At 60.8% G+C, this 17,234-nt stretch carries 15 protein-coding genes, 1 tRNA gene and 1 riboswitch; of the genes, 14 read left to right on the top strand and 2 right to left on the bottom strand.

Going from position 1 to position 17,234, the window contains the following annotated elements:
* The first annotated feature begins 417 nt into the window (after positions 1 to 417).
* From Q0K02_RS10650 to radA, 5 genes are all read left to right on the top strand, one after another.
* Positions 418 to 1,428, top strand: a complete 1,011-nt coding sequence (locus Q0K02_RS10650) for an RNA polymerase factor sigma-32 (protein WP_294488573.1) — start codon at positions 418 to 420, stop codon at positions 1,426 to 1,428.
* Between the two features lie 95 nt (positions 1,429 to 1,523).
* Positions 1,524 to 3,257 (top strand): tetratricopeptide repeat protein, encoded by a 1,734-nt coding sequence (locus Q0K02_RS10655; RefSeq protein WP_294488542.1) that lies wholly within the window; start codon positions 1,524 to 1,526, stop codon positions 3,255 to 3,257.
* Complete coding sequence (locus Q0K02_RS10660; protein WP_294488544.1) at positions 3,254 to 4,108, top strand: hypothetical protein; 855 nt, start codon at positions 3,254 to 3,256, stop codon at positions 4,106 to 4,108. Before Q0K02_RS10655 ends, Q0K02_RS10660 begins: the two co-directional genes overlap by 4 nt.
* Positions 4,109 to 4,159: 51 nt before the next feature.
* On the top strand, positions 4,160 to 4,591 hold the full coding sequence (gene rpiB, locus Q0K02_RS10665) for a ribose 5-phosphate isomerase B (protein WP_294488546.1): 432 nt from the start codon (positions 4,160 to 4,162) through the stop codon (positions 4,589 to 4,591).
* A 17-nt stretch (positions 4,592 to 4,608) separates the two neighbouring features.
* Positions 4,609 to 5,958 carry a DNA repair protein RadA gene (radA, locus tag Q0K02_RS10670; protein ID WP_294488548.1) on the top strand — a complete coding sequence of 450 codons (1,350 nt, stop codon included), beginning with the start codon at positions 4,609 to 4,611 and terminating at the stop codon, positions 5,956 to 5,958.
* Between the two features lie 253 nt (positions 5,959 to 6,211).
* On the opposite strand, the gene Q0K02_RS10675 is transcribed toward radA, so the two are convergent.
* Positions 6,212 to 7,114 (bottom strand): 50S ribosomal protein L11 methyltransferase, encoded by a 903-nt coding sequence (locus Q0K02_RS10675; RefSeq protein ID WP_294488550.1) that lies wholly within the window; start codon positions 7,112 to 7,114, stop codon positions 6,212 to 6,214.
* Positions 7,115 to 7,287: 173 nt separating this feature from the next.
* Between Q0K02_RS10675 and pth the strand changes: the two genes are divergently transcribed.
* The 6 genes from pth (at position 7,288) to Q0K02_RS10705 (ending at position 12,477) form a co-directional block, all read left to right on the top strand.
* Positions 7,288 to 7,890, top strand: coding sequence for an aminoacyl-tRNA hydrolase (pth, locus tag Q0K02_RS10680; protein ID WP_294488552.1), 603 nt, complete (start codon positions 7,288 to 7,290; stop codon positions 7,888 to 7,890).
* Positions 7,891 to 8,123: 233 nt separating this feature from the next.
* Positions 8,124 to 9,374 carry a transcription termination factor Rho gene (gene rho, locus Q0K02_RS10685; protein WP_294488576.1) on the top strand — a complete coding sequence of 417 codons (1,251 nt, stop codon included), beginning with the start codon at positions 8,124 to 8,126 and terminating at the stop codon, positions 9,372 to 9,374.
* 86 nt (positions 9,375 to 9,460) lie between these two features.
* Positions 9,461 to 9,537 (top strand) — tRNA-Arg (locus Q0K02_RS10690).
* A 78-nt stretch (positions 9,538 to 9,615) separates the two neighbouring features.
* Positions 9,616 to 10,263 carry a hypothetical protein gene (locus Q0K02_RS10695; RefSeq protein ID WP_294488554.1) on the top strand — a complete coding sequence of 216 codons (648 nt, stop codon included), beginning with the start codon at positions 9,616 to 9,618 and terminating at the stop codon, positions 10,261 to 10,263.
* 718 nt (positions 10,264 to 10,981) lie between these two features.
* A complete protein-coding gene (gene modB / locus Q0K02_RS10700; protein ID WP_294488556.1) occupies positions 10,982 to 11,662 on the top strand; it encodes a molybdate ABC transporter permease subunit in 681 nt (226 codons plus the stop codon).
* Positions 11,659 to 12,477 carry an ATP-binding cassette domain-containing protein gene (locus Q0K02_RS10705; RefSeq protein ID WP_294488558.1) on the top strand — a complete coding sequence of 273 codons (819 nt, stop codon included), beginning with the start codon at positions 11,659 to 11,661 and terminating at the stop codon, positions 12,475 to 12,477. Before modB ends, Q0K02_RS10705 begins: the two co-directional genes overlap by 4 nt.
* Before the next feature lie 474 nt (positions 12,478 to 12,951).
* Here Q0K02_RS10705 and modA read toward each other — a convergent pair whose 3' ends face one another.
* Positions 12,952 to 13,698 carry a molybdate ABC transporter substrate-binding protein gene (gene modA / locus Q0K02_RS10710; protein WP_294488560.1) on the bottom strand — a complete coding sequence of 249 codons (747 nt, stop codon included), beginning with the start codon at positions 13,696 to 13,698 and terminating at the stop codon, positions 12,952 to 12,954.
* Between the two features lie 410 nt (positions 13,699 to 14,108).
* Here modA and Q0K02_RS10715 point away from each other — a divergent pair, with 410 nt between their 5' ends.
* The 3 genes from Q0K02_RS10715 to Q0K02_RS10725 all read left to right on the top strand — a co-directional run.
* Positions 14,109 to 14,702: a histidine phosphatase family protein gene (locus Q0K02_RS10715; protein WP_294488562.1), complete on the top strand. Its 594-nt coding sequence runs from the start codon at positions 14,109 to 14,111 to the stop codon at positions 14,700 to 14,702.
* Between the two features lie 402 nt (positions 14,703 to 15,104).
* Positions 15,105 to 15,251: riboswitch (molybdenum cofactor riboswitch) on the top strand.
* Between the two features lie 101 nt (positions 15,252 to 15,352).
* Positions 15,353 to 16,369, top strand: coding sequence for a molybdopterin-binding protein (locus Q0K02_RS10720; protein WP_363315681.1), 1,017 nt, complete (start codon positions 15,353 to 15,355; stop codon positions 16,367 to 16,369).
* 80 nt (positions 16,370 to 16,449) lie between these two features.
* Positions 16,450 to 17,234, top strand: a 785-nt coding sequence (locus tag Q0K02_RS10725; RefSeq protein ID WP_294488565.1) for a 2Fe-2S iron-sulfur cluster-binding protein, incomplete at its 3' end; no start/stop codon positions are given.

The following is a 17,234-nucleotide window of genomic DNA, read 5'->3' on the forward strand; positions in this document are numbered from 1 at the left end:
CGCCAACCTTAAACTATAGGATACATTCCGGCAATCACGCTTCCACCCCCGGAGGCCCGCCGAAATAAGGATGACTCCATGACGAAAATTTCCGATGCGCATGAAGCGGAGCTGCTCGCATCTGCCGATGAAAAGCCGGCCCGCGCTTCTGCCCGTGTCAAAAAAACAAAAAAATCCCGCAAGGATACTGATATCATAGATATCACTGCGACTCCGGTTTCGGACGACTCCGGCTCTCCCGCCGCGCCTTCGGGAAAAAACGCGGACGAGTCCGAAAAAAAATCAGGCAGGCGCAAAGGCCGCGCTGCAAAAGCGAAGATTTCGCCCGACGTCGAGGTTGCGGAAGACGACGAGCTCTCCGCCGACAACGCTCCGTCCGACGTTCCGGACGACGATGCCGACGACTCCCCCGAGGTGATGGAAGCGGAACTCGAACAGGCCCGCGACGGCGAACTTCTTCCCGACGACGCCTCGCTCGACGAGCATTTCGACGACTTCGACGACAACGGCCGCGTCATTGATCTGGGCAGCAATCTCCCCGCCATTGCGGAAGACCGTCTGCCCAGCGTGCCCATGCGCGACAATCTGCAGAACTATCTGCGCGAAGTGAGCAAATTTCCGCTTCTGGAGCCGGAAGAAGAAACCGAGCTGGCCCGCCGGGTGCGCGACAACGGCGATCCCAAGGCGGCGTTCCGGCTGGTGTCCTCGCATCTGCGTCTTGTGGTGCGCATCGCCATGGACTTCCAGCGCCGCTGGATGCAGAACGTCCTCGACCTCGTGCAGGAAGGCAATGTGGGCCTTCTGCGCGCCGTGAACAAGTTCGATCCCGACAAGGGCATCAAGTTTTCCTACTATGCCTCGTTCTGGATCAAGGCCTACATTCTCAAGTTCATCATGGACAACTGGCGCATGGTGAAAATAGGCACCACCCAGGCGCAGCGCAAACTCTTCTACAACCTGAACCGCGAGAGGCAGAAGCTCATACTTCAGGGCTTCGATCCCGACGCGGCCCTGCTTTCGGAAAAGCTCGGCGTCACGAAGGATCAGGTGGAGGAAATGCAGCAGCGTCTCGACTCGGGCGACGTGTCTCTCGATCTGCCCGTGAGCGACGACAGCGGCAGCGCCTCCCGCATGGACTTTCTGCCCGCGCTCGGTCCGGGCGTGGAGGAAGGCATTGCCGATTCGGAAGTGTCGCGCCTTGTCCGCGACAGCATCCATGAACTCATTCCTTCCCTTTCGGAAAAGGAAGTCTATATTCTGGAGCACAGACTGCTCACCGACGAACCGGCCACGCTCCGGGAAATCGGCGAGCGCTACCATGTTACCCGTGAACGCATTCGCCAGCTGGAAGCGCGCCTGCTGGAAAAACTGAAAGAACATCTCGGGCGCGAGATCAAAGACTTCTCGGAAGAATGGATACAGCCATAGCTCTTCCGCCGCACAGGACATCCATGTTCACCCATATTCCATCCCTTTTCCGAGTCCGGGGGCGTCTGTCTTCCTCCAGTCCGGCACAGCGCCTGATGTTCGCCTCCACCCTCGCGCTCATGCTGCTGCCCGCAGGCTGCGCCACGGGCAACGGCCCCGTCGCCGGAGAGAACGACCTGTTCTCCCCGATCAAGCTTTCTCCGCAGGCCCCCTCGCAGCGGGCCGAACTCATCTTCGCCCAGCTCAAGCTCGACAGCGCCCTCGGCCGCAACGACCGCGAAGCCGTCATCGACGCCTCCAACCGTCTGCTGGAATTCGGCACCGGAGCCTATCGACTGCCCTCTTCCGCGCCCATCATCGACGCGGCCATCTGGCTGCTCGCCCACGACTGTGAAAAGGACGCCGCCCCGCTCATCCGGAAGGCGTCCGCCCAGATGCCCGACGATCTTGCGCTGGTGTCCCTTCAGGCCGATCTGCTCATCCAGAACAACAAAAGAAATGAAGCCATCAGTCTGCTGCGCGCCTTTGCCGGCAAACATCCCGCCGACGGGCAGGCGCAGGCGGAACTGGCCCTCGCGCTTCTGCGCAGCGCCCAGCCGCAGGAAGCCATGAAGGTGTTCCGTCAGATACCCGAAAAGCAGCTGACGCCGCAGATACGCTTCGCCTACGCGCAGGCGCTGAACGTGTCCGGCCGCTTTGCCGACGCCAGACATCAGCTTGAAGTCGCCGTGAAGGAAGATCCCGAATACTCCGAGGCCTGGCAGCTTCTCGCGCTCACGCAGGAAGAGCTCGGCCATCCCAAGGAAGCGGAAAAAATCTACCGCACCCTGCTGGAAAACGATCCCGAAAACCGCAGCGCGCGTCTTTTCCTGCTCCGCCTCATGCTGCAGGAGGACAACATGGACGCCGTGGTTTCCATGGTCGCCTCCACGCAGGATCCGCTGCACTTCGCCGTGGCCGCCGCGGCCATGCTCATGGACGAGAAACACCCGGATCAGGCCGAAAAGCTGCTCTCCCGTCTCGAAAAGCAGGAAGGCATGCCGGACGGACTCTTCTTCTATCATGCGGCGCTGCTTTATGAATCCAATGCCGACGTCAACCGCGCGCTCGACTACCTCGAAAAGGTGTCCTCCCAGAGCCCGGAATACGACAAGGCCCTGCGCATGAAGGTGCGCATTCTGTACGAGCAGAAGCGCATTCCCGAGGCGCTCCAGGCGCTCGACGCGCTGCGCGTGCTTCATCCCGAAGACGCGGAGCCTCTGCTGCTCGCCTCGGAACTGTACGCCGGACAGAAGAATTTCGACGCTGCGGACAAGGCCGTGGCCGAGGCGCTGCGCCTGCATCCCGACAACGAAGGCGCGGCATTCCAGCAGGCCTATCTGCAGGAGCTGCGGGGCAACAGAAAAAAAGCCATGGAACTCATGGAAAAATTCATTGCCCGCTACCCCGACAACGCGCTGGCGCTCAACTACGTGGGCTACAACCTAGCCGACGGCAACAGGGATCTCGATCGGGCCTACCGGCTCATCCAGCGCGCCGTGGAGCTGGAACCCGACGCCGACTTCATTCTTGATTCCCTGGCCTGGGTGCAGTACCGCCGCGGCAAGCTCGACGACGCGTGGGAACAGATTCAGAAGGCCCTGAACCTTTCCGGCAGGGACGAACCCAAGGATCCCGCCATGCTCGAACACTACGGCGACATCGCCGCGGCCCGGGGCGACGCGGATTCCGCCCGTACAGGCTGGGGGCAGTCCATGGAACTGTTTGAAAAACTCGGCTATCCCGAAGACGCCGAAAGAGTGCGCCTCAAACTGGAAAAACTGCAATGATGACCCGACGCTCCTTTTTTCTTCTCGGTCTTGTGCTGCTGACCGCGCTTTCCGGGTGCGGTCCCAAGGGCATGCCCATCGTTCCCGACAGCGACGCCGCCGCCCGCTGGCAGGCGTTCAAGGAACGCTCCGCCCGTCCCGCGAGCTACGACGTGCTCTCCGGCAGTCTGCGTTTCGGCCCTGTCAACGACACCCGGAGAGTGACCTATCTGCTCTGGTCCGCCGCCACAGCCGGGCCTGACGTGCAGGATCATCAGGGCCCGGCCGGTCTTGACGATGCGGAACGCAATCCCGGCTTTTCCGACGACGAACGCACCATTCGTCTCGAAGTGAACGCCGGGGTGGGGGCCAACGTGGCCAAGGCCGTGTTTGAAAACGGACAGATGCTGCTCGTGCTGCCCCGCGACGAAAAGGCCTACGCCGGGGCCGAGACCCCGGACACCCTGCGCAGACTGCTGGGCCTGCCGCTGCCCATGCGCATGAACAGGCTCAACGACTTTCTCGCCGGACGCTATCTCTCCGCTCTTGACGTCCCCGCCCCGGAGCGCTACCTCACCGGAGGTGACGGCAACATCATCTACAGCTACAGAAGTCACGGCCGAAGCTGCGAACTGGAGCTGAACGCCGACGCGCTTCCCGTCCGCTGGACCATCGACGGCAGATGGTCGCTGAATCTTGCCTACGACGACAAGGGACTTCCCCGCCGTCTGGACGGAAAAATGGACAGCGATGGAAGCGAAATGCGCATGGTGCTGCTCGTCAAGGAGCGTTTGCCTTCCGGCAGCGTGCCCGAATCCGGCATGGAGCTGGAAGTGCCGGCGAACTTCGCCGTCTATTCGCTGGATCAATAACCGGGCGGGGCCGCCCCGCACACAGACATCGCGTCACTACTGGAGACTGACATGAGCATCATCTACATCGCGTCCGACCATGGGGGCTTCAATCTTAAAACCTTCCTTGTGCAGTACCTCAAGGAAAAGGGACACGACGTCCACGATCTCGGCCCTTCCGATCCCGCAAGCTGCGACTATCCGCTCAAGGCCCGCGCCGTGACGGACGCCCTGCTCAAGGATGAAAACGCCGTTGGCGTTCTCGTGTGCGGCACCGGCATCGGCATGAGCATGTCCGCCAACCGCGTTCCCGGCATCCGCGCGGCGCTCTGCACCACCGAATTCCACGCCACCTACGCCCGCGCCCACAACAACGCCAACGTCATCTGCCTCGGCGAACGCGTGACCGGTCAGGGCCTTGCCGCCAGCATGGTGGACGTGTTCCTGAGCACGCCTTTTGAAGGCGGTCGTCATCTGCGCCGCATCAATCTGTTCAACAAGTAGCCGCCCGGGAAGAGGCCATGCCGAAAATACGGGAAGTCTATGTCTGCCGTTCCTGCGGAGCGCAGAGCGCGCAGTGGCAGGGGCAGTGCCCCAAGTGCCGGGAGTGGAACACTCTTGAGCTCACCCGCCTTGCCCCGACTTCCACGGCTCGGCCTCATGCGGCAAAGCACGCCTCCGCCACGCGCATTCAGCCGCTGGCAAGCGTCTCGTGCAGCGATCACGCCGCGTTCGGCACGGGACTCGACGCGCTCGACCGCATTCTCGGTCACGGATTTGTGCCCGGCGCCGCCATTCTTGTGGGCGGAGAGCCGGGCATAGGCAAATCCACGCTGCTGCTCCAGCTCGCCGGAGCCGTGGCGCGGGAAAACAAGCTCGTGCTCTACGCAAGCGGCGAAGAATCCCTGCCGCAGATACGCAGCCGCGCGGAGCGCCTCGACGTGCTGCACGACAATCTTCTTGCCGTGGCCACCAGCCGGGTGGAAGACCTTTTTCCCGTGCTTGAAGATCCCGACGCGGCCCCGGCCCTCATGATCGTGGACTCCGTGCAGACGCTCGCCTCCGACAACGCCGAAGGCCTGCCCGGCAACGTGAGTCAGGTGCGCACCGTGGCCACGGAACTTGTGGAGCGCTGCCGCCGTTCGGGCACCACGCTGGTGCTGGTGGGGCACGTCACCAAGGACGGCACCCTTGCCGGACCGCGTCTTCTGGAACATCTTGTGGACACGGTCATTTCCCTGGAAGGCGACCGGCGGGAAATGTTCCGCATGCTCAGGGTGCTGAAGAACCGCTTCGGCCCCAATCAGGAACTGCTCATCTTCCGCATGGCGCGCAAGGGTCTGGAACTCGTGGAAGACCCTTCCACCTTTTTCCTCGGCGCGCGCGACACCTCCCTGAGCGGCACGGCCGTGGTCATGGCCGTGGACGGTCAGCGCCCCTTTGCCGTGGAAATTCAGGCTCTCGCCACGCGAAGCTATCTTTCCATTCCCCGCCGCACCGGCCTCGGCTTCGACGTGAACAGGCTGCATCTGCTGCTCGCGGTGCTGGAAAAGCGCCTGCGCCTCAACTTCGGTCAGGCGGACATCTACGCCAAGGTCGGCGGCGGCATGCGTCTTCAGGAACCGGGGCTCGATCTTGCGCTGGTGGCGGCCCTGCTCTCCTCCTTCTACGACATTCCTCTGCCCGAGCGCTGCGTGCTCTGGGGCGAAGTGGACCTCAACGGTCAGGTGCGCCCCGTGTCCGGTCAGGACGTGCGCATGAAACAGGCCCTGCGCCTCGGCTACTCGCCCATCATCTGCCCGGAGAACCCCAAGAGCAAGGGCATCGCCACAGTCTCCGATCTGCAGCGCATTCTCTTCCGCAAGGGATAGGCCCCGCTTTCTGCGCGGGCATACCCTTTGTCCATCCCCTCTTCCTTCCCCCTTCGGCAGGCAGCACCGTGCCAGATCGCCATCATCTCCGTGGTCGGAGTCTGGCGGAGCTCTCCGCCGTCTGCGCTTCGCGTCGCGGCCTGCGTTTCAAAAAGAAACGGAACATGATAAAAAGCTCGTCATGTTCCGTCTGCATCGCATGCGGAAAAAGCCGCCGGAAGGTTCCGACGGCTTCTCTTCTTTGCTGTTTTCGTCAGTTCACGCGCGGCCAGTACAGGCACACCCAGTCGTCGGCCTCGGGATTCTCGCGGCTGGCCGAACGCGTGGGATCGCTCGCCGGAGAAGGCATGCGCAGCTCTCCCGGTTCGCCCATGGCCGCGTAGGCTTCCAGCATGCCCGGCACCTGCACGGACAAAAAGCCGGAAAGCACAAGGCATCCGCCCGGCCTGACCAGCGGCATGAGCTGGGGGGCCATTTCCTTCAGCGGTCCGGCGAGAATGTTGGCAATGACCACGTCGAAGGTCTGCCCCTGCACCAGTTCCACGCTGCCTTCCTGAATGTCGAACTGCGCGGACACGCCGTTCATGTCGCAGTTTTCCCGCGAGTTGCTGATGGAAAGCGGATCGATGTCCGCGCCGAAGCCGGACAGGCCGAGCTTCACGCAGCCTATGCCGAGAATGCCCGTGCCCGTGCCCATGTCGAGAAAGCGCTGACCGGCCTTGAGCGCACCCGCCCGATGCAGCAGCGACATGGCTTCGAGGCACATGGTGGTCGTAGGATGATGACCGGTGCCGAAGGCGGACTTGGGCTCAATGACGATGGGTATGCTGCCTTCCGCGGGTTCGTCCTTCATCCACGGCGGAAGAATGAGGAAATCCCCGGCCTTCACGGGCGTAAAGTAGCTGCGCCAGCCGGAAAGCCAGTCCCTGTCGGGAAGGGTTTCCCGGCTCATCACGGCGTCCGGCAGCTTTTCGGCCAGAACCTGCGCCGTCAGATCCCGCACATCCTCGTCGTCGCAGGTGATGCGAAAACGCGTGCTGCCGTCAGGCAGCGATTCCTCTTCCCATCCCGCCGAGGCGTGCTCGGCCACCAGCGCTTCGGCAAGAGGAAAATACTCCTCTCGAACTACGATATCCAGACGATACAACTGCGGCATATCACACTCCTGCCGTTTTCTTTTCTGTCCTGCGCGGGAAAGTCCGCCTTCGTGATGTACCATCTGAACCGCCGCTTGCCAAGAACACTTGACAGCCGCCCCGCTCTGCCGCACATTCGACGCGTTGCGCCCGAATCCGGGCCCTCACCTCATCTCTTTTTTCGGAACAACGCATGGATCTCAACGGACTTATCGTCGGCCTCGGCAATCCGGGAGCCCAGTACAGGGGAACGCGTCACAACATCGGCTTCATGTCGGTGCAGACCCTGCTCGAAGAAGTGGAACGCGGCAACGGCCGCGCCCCGGAACAGCTTTCCGGCTCCAAATTCAACGCGCTGCTCTGGCGCATTCAGATTCCCGGCGGCGGCACGTGGCTCGTGGCCGAACCCCAGACCTTCATGAATCTGAGCGGCGACGCCGTGCAGCCGCTCATGGCCTGGTATCGCCTGACGCCCGAACAGCTGCTCGTCGTTCACGACGAACTCGATCTCGAACCGGGCAGGCTCAAGCTCAAAAAAGGCGGCAGCGCGGCCGGTCACAACGGCATCAAATCCATACAGCAGCGCCTCGGCACGCCCGAATTCTATCGTCTGCGCGTGGGCGTGGGCAAGCCGCAGAACAGAGAGCAGGTCATCCCCTGGGTGCTCGGACGCTTCGGCGAAGCCGAACGCGACATCATGAACAAGACCTTTCCGAACATCGTCGACGCCGTCATCCGCTTCGCCGTAGACGGCCCCGAGCGCGCCATCAACGTGGTCAACACCCGCAAAAAATAGCCGGTTCCTCTCCGGGACTTGCCAATGGCGGGAAAAACCTCTATAGTTCTCTCGCTGACCGTTGTTCTGCGGTCTTTTTCCCTTCTCTTTCTTTCTTGTCTTCACGCCCTTCCGGCGTGATGTCCCCTGTACTTTCTCCTTTTCCCGGTGGTATCTCTATGCCCATACGGAAACGTAAAGCTCCCGTCGAGCCCGAAACTGCAGAATCTGCCCCAATTCTTGACGAAAGCGTCCTGAATCTTACCGAACTCAAGACCCGCAAAATGCAGGATCTCATGGATCTGGCGGACAAGTATCAGCTTGAAAACGCCAGCTCCATGCGCAAGCAGGAACTCATCTTTGCCCTGCTGCAGGCCTGCGCCTCGCAAAACGGCGTCATCCACAGCGACGGCGTGCTCGAAATACTGCCCGACGGCTACGGATTCCTCCGTTCCCCGCTCTGCAGCTACATGCCCGGCCCCGACGACGTGTATGTCTCCCCCTCTCAGATACGCCGCTATCATCTGCGCAAGGGCGACTGCGTCTCCGGACAGATCCGCCCTCCCAAGGAAGGCGAACGCTATTTTGCGCTGGTCCGCGTCAATGAAATAGGTTTCGAGCCGCCGGAAAACGCCCGGCATCTGGTGCTTTTCGACAACCTCACGCCGGTCTATCCCGACCAGCAGTTCCGCATGGAGACCGATTCCAAGAACATGTCGTCGCGCATCATCGACCTCATGTCTCCCATCGGCCGCGGACAGCGCGCCCTCATCGTGGCTCCGCCGCGCACCGGCAAGACCATACTGCTCCAGACCATCGCCAACGCCATCAACGCGAACTATCCCGACGTGTACCTCATCATTCTTCTGGTGGACGAACGCCCGGAAGAAGTCACGGACATGGAACGCACGGTGAAAAACGCGGAAGTGGTGAGCTCCACCTTCGACGAACCGCCGCAGCGCCACGTGCAGGTGTGCGAAATGGTGCTCGAAAAGGCCAAGCGCCTCGTGGAACGCAAGCGCGACGTGGTCATTCTGCTCGACTCCATCACCCGTCTGGGCCGCGCCTACAACACCGTGACCCCCTCCAGCGGCCGCGTGCTTTCCGGCGGTCTGGACGCCAACGCCCTGCAGCGGCCCAAGCGCTTTTTCGGCGCGGCGCGCAACATTGAAGGCGGCGGCTCGCTGACCATCATCGCCACGGCGCTCATCGATACCGGCTCCCGCATGGACGAAGTCATTTTTGAAGAGTTCAAGGGCACCGGCAACTGCGAAATCTATCTCGACCGTCATCTCTCCGACAAGCGCGTGTTCCCCGCCATCGACATCAACCGCACCGGCACCCGCAAGGAAGACCTGCTGCTCGGCGAGGACGTGCTCAACAGAGTGTGGATTCTGCGCAAGATACTTGCCCCCATGTCCCCCATCGACAGCATGGAATTCCTGCTCGACAAGATGAAGGGCACCAAGAGCAACAAGGACTTTCTGAGCGGCATGGGACGCTAGGCCGCCCGGAGCACCGCGCAGAAAAGGCGTTGACAATATGCCTGTTGCGGTGCATAGTCCCTTCCACGTCGGGGTTCTTCCCCCTTGCGCCCGTGGCTCAGCTGGATAGAGCGACAGCCTCCGGAGCTGTAGGTCGCGCGTTCGACTCGCGCCGGGCGCACCATGAATTTCAGGGATACCGGAAATCCGGTATCCCTTTTTCTGTATGCAGCCTGTTCATGACTGCCAAGAGAGGCCCGCAGTGTTCATCGTCCGACTTCTCCTTCTGGTTCTCGTGTTTCTGCTCGCCGGCTGCGGCACTCATTACAACGTCGCCGTCGATTCCCTGCGCGACACGAATCAGCCTTCAGGCACGGTGTACGTCGCGCAGCCCGGCAATGAAGGCGTTCACAACACCGATCTGCTGTTCAAGGACGTCGTGCGTCAGCTCACTCCCGCGTTCCGTTCCCGGGGCTACACGCTCGTGGACGACGTGAAAAACGCGGACAACTCCGCTGTCATCACCTACTGGATGGACGAACCGCGCGTCCACATCAATACCGACACCGTTACGCGATCCTACCCCGTCGTGGTGGGCTACGGCAAACATCGCCGCGTGGAATACATGTATGTGGACGAGCCCGTCGTCACCAGCACGACCATCTATACCGCCAACCTGCGCATCGAAGCCTACAGCCTTACCCCGGACAAGAAGCAGGAACGGCAGATATGGCGCACGGCCCTGCGCTGTTCCGGAGGCACGGAAGATTTCCGCACGCTGCTCTTCAGCATGGTGCAGGTGCTGCCTTCCGTCATGTCCACGCAGAGCAACGGCATGCAGTACTATGACGTGTTCATCGGCGAAGACGGCGAAATAGAAGTGAAGAACATGGCGGACGGCATGTTCTGATTTATGCCGCGCTGCCCCCGCAGCGGACGGACGATGCCACGACGGCAGCCTTGCGCCGTGCCGGGCGCTGAACGCCGCGCTCCATCGGAGTCAGAACAGTGCCGACGCGGGGCGAGAACGACGCTGCGCCTTCCCGAATGGAATCCGACGTGCGCCTCCAAGCTGCCATGCGCCGGAAGAATAAACGACGCGTGCGGGAAGGCCGCCGCGCAAAACCGAACCGAAGCCCGGCATCGACCAACGGCCGCTCCTGCGGCGAAGCCGGACAACGCCCTCCGCAGGCGGCCCCTGCTTCCGGAGCCTGACCGAAACCTTATCTCCCCGCCTGCTCTCCGCCTGCCGCTAAAGAAATGATGCGGCACACTCTGCGCTTTGCGCCGCGCGGCAAGCCGCCCCCCCTCATCCCGCGCTCCCCACGCTCCCGCACGCTCCCGCACGCGCCTGCAAAGCGGCCTGCTGTTCCGCCGTTTGCAGCGCAACCTCATTCGGGCTTCGTGTTGCGCACAACCTCGCGCGCACCAGCTCTCGGCAAGTGTGCGCAGCCTCCAGAATGCCACGCTCTCGCCATGCCCCCCTTCCGCCGCCTCGCCCGGGTGCCTTCATGCGCCGTCACGCCTCCCCCGCGCCTTGAATTTCTGAAAATTTTGTCAGGATATCGCCCCTTCGGCTTGCTCCGCGTCTCCATTCCTGTTATTTTGAAATGGAAAGGAGCGCTCCCATGGAATTTTCCCTCTTCGGGCAGCAGTTTTCTCTGTTTCCCATCATGCTGTCGTTGAAAGTCGCCGGATTGTCCACTCTGGCCTCCCTCGTGCTCGGCACCCTTACGGCCCGCATTCTCGCAAGGCGACGCTCCGTCTGCGCGGCCGTCATTGATTCGCTCTGCACGCTTCCCATGGTGCTGCCTCCCACCGTGCTGGGCTACTATCTCATTCTGCTGCTGGGCAGAAACGGCGTCTTCGGCCCGGTGCTGCAAGAGCTCGGCCTTCAGTTCATGTTTTCCTGGCAGGGCGCCGTGGTGGCGGCCACGGTCGTGGTCTTTCCCCTGATCTACAAGTCGGCGAAAACCGCCCTTGAACAGGTGGACGCCAACGTGGAAAAGGCCGCCCGCACGCTGGGAGCCTCGGAAATCGCCGTGTTCTTTTCCGTCAGCCTGCCGCTCGCCGGACGCGGCATTCTTTCCGGGGCCATGCTGGCCTTTGCCCGAGGCATGGGCGAATTCGGCGCAACCCTCATGCTGGCCGGCAACATTCCGGGCAAAACCCAGACTCTCGCCCTCGCCATCTACGACGCCTTTCAGGCCGGAAACGACGCGCTGGCCGCCGGGCTCGTCATCCTGACTTCGTGCATCTGCGCCGCCATTCTCGTGACCGCCGACTATCTGCTGGGAGGTTCCCGGTGATCGATCTTTCCGTTCAAGCCACGCTCAAGGGGCGGCACGGGGCCTTTTCCCTCGACGTCAGCCTCAAAAGTTCCGCCTCGCGTCTGGTGCTCTTCGGCCCTTCCGGCTCGGGCAAAACCCTCACCCTGCAAATGATCGCCGGTCTCGTTCATCCGCAGTCGGGGCACATCATTACCGACGACGCCGTGTTCTTCGACTCCGAAAAAGGCATCGACATGCCCGCCCGCAAACGCCGCATCGGCTACGTGTTTCAGGACTACGCGCTCTTTCCCCACATGACCGTCCGGCAGAATCTCGCCTTCGCCCTGCAGCAGCAGGAAAAGCACGTTCCCGTTCTCGGCAGCGCCTTTCGGGCCATGTTTCCGGCCAGACTCAGCGACGAGCAGGAGGCCTCCCTTCAGCTCATGCTCGACCTTCTGGAAATCGCTCACCTTGCCGACCGCAGGCCGTCGCAGATATCCGGCGGACAGAAGCAGCGCGTGGCCCTGGCCCGGGCGCTGCTCATTTCTCCGCGCCTGCTGCTTCTCGACGAACCCTTTGCCGCGCTCGATCCGCTGCTGCGCATCCGCATGCGCAAGGAAATCGCCGGCATTCTGGACAACTGCGGCGTGCCTCTCATCATGATTACCCACGACCCGGAAGACGTGGACGCCTTTGCCGAAGACCTCGCCGTGTACGCCGACGGCCGCATTCTCGCCATGGAGCACAATTTTCACACGCGTTCGCTTTTCGCGCAGGACTCGCTCTCCTACCTGTCCGACATTCTCACCAGAGGCGGACAGGCCGAACGCCCCTTCGGCTTCGACGACGTGTGAGCCGCCGCGCAGCTCGCGTTGCTCTTTCCGACCGCAGGCGCTTCCGGTACAAGTTCCGGTGCGGGCTCCGGCTCAGATGCCGACAAGGCGTGGACGACGCCGTGCCGACGCTCCGGCTTCCGCATGCCGGGGCAAACGGCAAGCGCATCTTGCTGCGTCGCCTCTCTCTCAGAAGCAAAAAAGCCGCCCCATCCGAAGACGGGACGGCTCGATGGCGACGTCGTCAGGAACCGACGGGATCTGCACGGCTTCTCTGAATCTCTTTTCGGAATGCGACGATTCGGCCGGACGCTGCAACAGGGGGTTGTCCGCAGCGCCGCAGGAACGGCTTGCGCAAGGCCGCAACCATCCGCAATGTTTCCGAAATCCGCCGCCGCGCTTGAGTGCCGGGCAACGCCGTTTCGCATTGCCCGGCAGACACGGAACTTTGTTGACGCAGCGTTTTGTTTTCCGGCGCGTTATGTGCGGAATGTTCTACTTCACCGGACTGAAACCGTAATGAGCGAGAATTTCAAGACCTCTCGGAGACAGCACGAAGTCCACGAACTTCTGAGCAGCCTTTCTGTCGGCGCTGTTTTTGGCAACGGCAATGGGATAGCACACCGGTTTGTGGCCGGTCATGGCCGTGACGATGCGCACGTCCTTGCCACCGGCAAGCGCGTCGGTGCGGTACACGAAGCCAGCGTCGGCCTCGCCGCGCTGAATGTAGCTCAGCACCTGACGCACGTTGTTGCCGAACACGAATTTGCTCTGCAACGCCTCCCAGGTTCCGGCGCTGGTCAGCGCTTCACGGGCATAGCGCCCGGCGGGAACGCTCTCGGGCGTGCCTATGGCTATGTGCTTCACGGCGGCGTCGGCAAGCCCGTCCGGGCCGGTCAGCGTTCCGTTTGCAGGAGTGATGAGCACAAGATCATTCAGGGCAAAGTCCCTGCGCGTGGCGGGATCCACCAGCGACTTCTTCACGGCCGAATCCATGGTTTCCTGATCGGCCGAGGCGAACACGTCCACCGGAGCGCCCTGCTCCATCTGACGAAGCAGATTGTTGGAAGACGCAAAGTTCAGGTTGACCTTCACCCCGGTTTCCTTCGTGAACTCCTGCGAAATCTGCGTGAAGGATTCCGACAGGCTCGCAGCCGCGGAAACCGTGAGTTCCGCAGCTTTCGCCGCGGATGCGGCAAGGCCCAGGGCAAGAACAAGGGCAAGGGCGGCAAGTTTTTTCATGAGCTCCTCCTCATTTCAATATTTGCTTACAACATACAAGATTTATTTCTTTTTTCAATCACATTCGCACAATTTTTTTATGAAATAAAATCGCATGCAATATCAATGCCTTATTTTTCATCATCGGAGACATTTCCGATAAAAGGAACGTCGAATCGGACAAAATTTTCATGTCGCAGTCAAAAAAATCGCGTCTGATTCACTTTTGTGAAAAAATTTTTCATGCAAGATGTCCTGTTTTTCGACAAGATTTTTTCAAAAAAACATAAAAATAGTTCTCTATGGAAAATAAAAGCATGCCATGATCTTTTCTTTTTATCCATTTTATAGGATAACAAACACGACTTTTAGTCCTTTTTTTTCTTTTTTCAGGACAAGCGCCATCCTTCCTTCCAACGCCCGAGGTCGTCATGCCCGTACTTCATCTGCTCCGTCACGGCACCCTTCTCCCCAATCCCGAACGCCGTTTCGTCGGTCAGCGGGACATTCCTCTTTCCGACGTCGGGCGTCGTCAGGCAAGGCAGGTTAGGCAGGATCTGGCCGCCGTTCCTCTGACGGAGGCATGGACCTCCGATCTTCCCCGCTGCCTGGAAATGTCGGCCATCGCGCTCGATGGCCGCAACGTGCCCGTGCAGATCGAACCGGCGTTTCGCGAAATCAATCTGGGAAGCTGGGAAGGTCTGACCAAGGCGGAAGTGGACGCCCGTTTTCCCGGAGCCGTGGCCGCCCGGGGAAAAGACCTCTGGAACTACGTCCCCGAAGGCGGAGAATCCTTTGCCATGCTCGCCTCGCGCGTGTGCAGCGCCCTGTACCGACACCTTGCCGACATGAGAGGCGACGCCCACGCCCTTCTTGTGGCGCATTCCGGAGTAAATCGAGTGATTCTCATGCGTTATCTTGCTCTCGACATGCGGGATTTTTTTGCCGTCCCCCAGCCCTACGCGGCCTGCACCACGCTTTTTTACGACAGCGACGACCTCGCCCGGCTCGCCACATTCTGCTGAGTCGCCCCGCTCCTCAGGACTGCAACGCCGGCTCGCCCGCCGTCCATTTCAAATGTTCCGTCGGCAATACTCCCTGCCGTCCGACGCAGCACAAGAACGTGGAAGCCCCGCCGACTCGAAAAACACCAGGCAGCCGACGACCGAAAGGTCATTTCAAAATAAATTTTCCGCGCAGCGCCTCCCTGTTCCGTTCATAAGCCCACGCGCATGCCAGTTTTACAATAGAAAAAACTTTTTTATTGTAATTTTTCCATTACAAAAAATAAAATATATGATGTTTTATTATCAGATATGAAACACAATGATATTGTGATTTAAGTTTCAAAGCATTTTTCTGCACTCTGAAAAAAGTATCATTAATTTTCCTTTTATATCTTGACGAAAAAATTCTGTTTCAATATGCTTATAGCAAGTTTTCGAGTCTGTCTCTGCTAAAGCATTATGCCATGCAGACAGTCCTGAACCCCCAGAGGCTCACAGGGTAAGGCGGGAAACGGCCTTGCCTCCATTAAATGCTTCGGCATGGAAAGAAAACATGGATGAACGACGCGGTTTCGCGTTCTTTTCCGGTTCTGTCTCCGCAAAAGTCCGCGCCGCGGTCATGCTGCTGTTTCTTCTATCGACGAGCCTTTTCTATGTCCAAAATTTCCATGAAAACCATTCCCGTCTCCCAGGCCGTGGGCACGGTGCTCTGCCACGACATCACCCGCATCGAACCCGGCGTGCAGAAAGGACCGGTGTTCCGCAAGGGGCACGTCGTCCGGGAAGAAGACATTCCGGTTCTGCTCAGCGTGGGCAAGGAAAATCTTTACGTGTACGAACCCCTGCCCGGTCAGGTGCATGAAAACGACGCCGCCGTGCGCATCGGCAACGTTGCGGCCGGTAAAAACATCGAGTTTTCCGAAATCAAGGAAGGCCGCATCAACTTTCTCGCCGCCGAGCACGGCCTGCTTCGCGTGGACGAAGCCGCCCTCTCCCGCGTGAACGCCTTTGACGACATCGTGCTCGCCACGCTGCACACCATGCAGGAAGTGCAAAAAGGTCAGGCCGTGGGCGGCACGCGCATCATTCCCCTGCTCATCGAAGAAGAGAAGATCGCCCGTCTGGAAAGCACGGTGAGCGGCCCCGTCATCGAGGTGCTGCCCTTCCGTCCGTTCAAGGTGGGCATGGTCACCACCGGCAACGAAGTTTATTCCGGACGCATCAAGGACGCCTTCGGCCCCGTGCTCCGGCAGAAATTTGAAAGTCTCGGAAGCAGCATTCTCGGACAAAACTTTTCCGACGACTCCATCGAGATGACCGTGCAGGGCATCCGCGACTTCATCGCGCAGGGCGCCGACATGGTGGTCTGCACGGGCGGCATGTCCGTGGATCCCGACGACCGCACGCCCGCCGCCATCCGCGCGGCCGGCGGCAAGGTGGTCACCTACGGGGCTCCCACCTTCCCCGGAGCCATGTTCCTGCTGGCGTATATCGACAATATTCCGGTACTCGGGCTTCCCGGCTGCGTGATGTACCACAGGGCGAGCATTTTCGACCTTGTGGTGCCGCGCCTCCTGGCCGGGATTCCCGTCACCCGGGAAGACATCGTGGCGCTCGGCCACGGCGGTTTCTGCGCAGGCTGCGGCGAATGCCGCTATCCGAACTGCGCCTTCGGCAAAAACTGATCTTCCCGCATCGGCCCGTATTCGGGCGATCCGCTTCCGCGGCCGCCCCTCCTCTGGATTCCTCTTAAAAGGAGCTGCCCATGTTCATCAAATCCCTCCTTGTCAACGGCGTCCGTCGTCAGGTGCTTGTCAATGCGGATGACTCGCTTGCCAACGTCCTGCGCGACCAGCTGCAGCTTACCAGCGTGAAGCTGGGCTGCGAAAAGGGTCACTGCGGCGCCTGCAGCGTCATCCTCAACGGCAAGCTCACGCGCACCTGCGTGCTGAAGATGAAACGCGTGCCCGATGATGCCGCCATCATCACCCTGGAAGGCATCGGAACGCCCGATCATCTGCATCCGCTTCAGGAAGCGTGGATTTTCCATGGCGCGGCCCAGTGCGGCTTCTGTACGCCCGGCTTCATCGTGGCGGCCTACGCCCTGCTGCAGGAAAATCCCTCGCCCACCAGAGAGGAAGTGCGCGACTGGTTCCAGAAGAACCGCAACGTCTGCCGCTGCACGGGCTACATTCCGATCATCAACGCCGTCATGGACGCCGCCGCCGTCATGCGCGGCGACAAGGACATTGAGGAAATCCGCTACAAGGAACCCGCCGAAGGTCATCACCTCGGCTCCACCAAGCCGCGTCCGAGCGCCGTGGCCAAGGTGACCGGCACCGCCGAATTCGGCGCCGACGCCGCCGTTCACATGCCCGCCAACACGCTGCATCTGGCTCTCGCTCAGGCCAAGGTTTCCCATGCCAACATCAAGGGCATCGACACCTCCGAAGCCGAAAAGATGCCCGGCGTGTTCCGCGTGCTCACCCACAAGGACGTCAAGGGCAAGAACCGCATCACCGGCCTCATCACCTTCCCCGACAACAAGGG

The sequence above is a fragment of the uncultured Mailhella sp. genome, assembly GCF_944324995.1.
Lineage (GTDB): Bacteria > Desulfobacterota > Desulfovibrionia > Desulfovibrionales > Desulfovibrionaceae > Mailhella.

Coding starts and splice junctions, on each gene's coding strand:
- pth (WP_294488552.1), top strand. CDS start 7,288: ATGGATCTCAACGGACTTATCGTCGGCCTCGGCAATCCGGGAGCCCAG.
- radA (WP_294488548.1), top strand. CDS start 4,609: ATGCCGAAAATACGGGAAGTCTATGTCTGCCGTTCCTGCGGAGCGCAG.
- Q0K02_RS10655 (WP_294488542.1), top strand. CDS start 1,524: ATGTTCGCCTCCACCCTCGCGCTCATGCTGCTGCCCGCAGGCTGCGCC.
- Q0K02_RS10660 (WP_294488544.1), top strand. CDS start 3,254: ATGATGACCCGACGCTCCTTTTTTCTTCTCGGTCTTGTGCTGCTGACC.
- modB (WP_294488556.1), top strand. CDS start 10,982: ATGGAATTTTCCCTCTTCGGGCAGCAGTTTTCTCTGTTTCCCATCATG.
- rpiB (WP_294488546.1), top strand. CDS start 4,160: ATGAGCATCATCTACATCGCGTCCGACCATGGGGGCTTCAATCTTAAA.
- Q0K02_RS10715 (WP_294488562.1), top strand. CDS start 14,109: ATGCCCGTACTTCATCTGCTCCGTCACGGCACCCTTCTCCCCAATCCC.
- Q0K02_RS10720 (WP_363315681.1), top strand. CDS start 15,353: ATGAAAACCATTCCCGTCTCCCAGGCCGTGGGCACGGTGCTCTGCCAC.
- modA (WP_294488560.1), bottom strand. CDS start 13,698: ATGAAAAAACTTGCCGCCCTTGCCCTTGTTCTTGCCCTGGGCCTTGCC.
- Q0K02_RS10675 (WP_294488550.1), bottom strand. CDS start 7,114: ATGCCGCAGTTGTATCGTCTGGATATCGTAGTTCGAGAGGAGTATTTT.
- Q0K02_RS10650 (WP_294488573.1), top strand. CDS start 418: ATGGAAGCGGAACTCGAACAGGCCCGCGACGGCGAACTTCTTCCCGAC.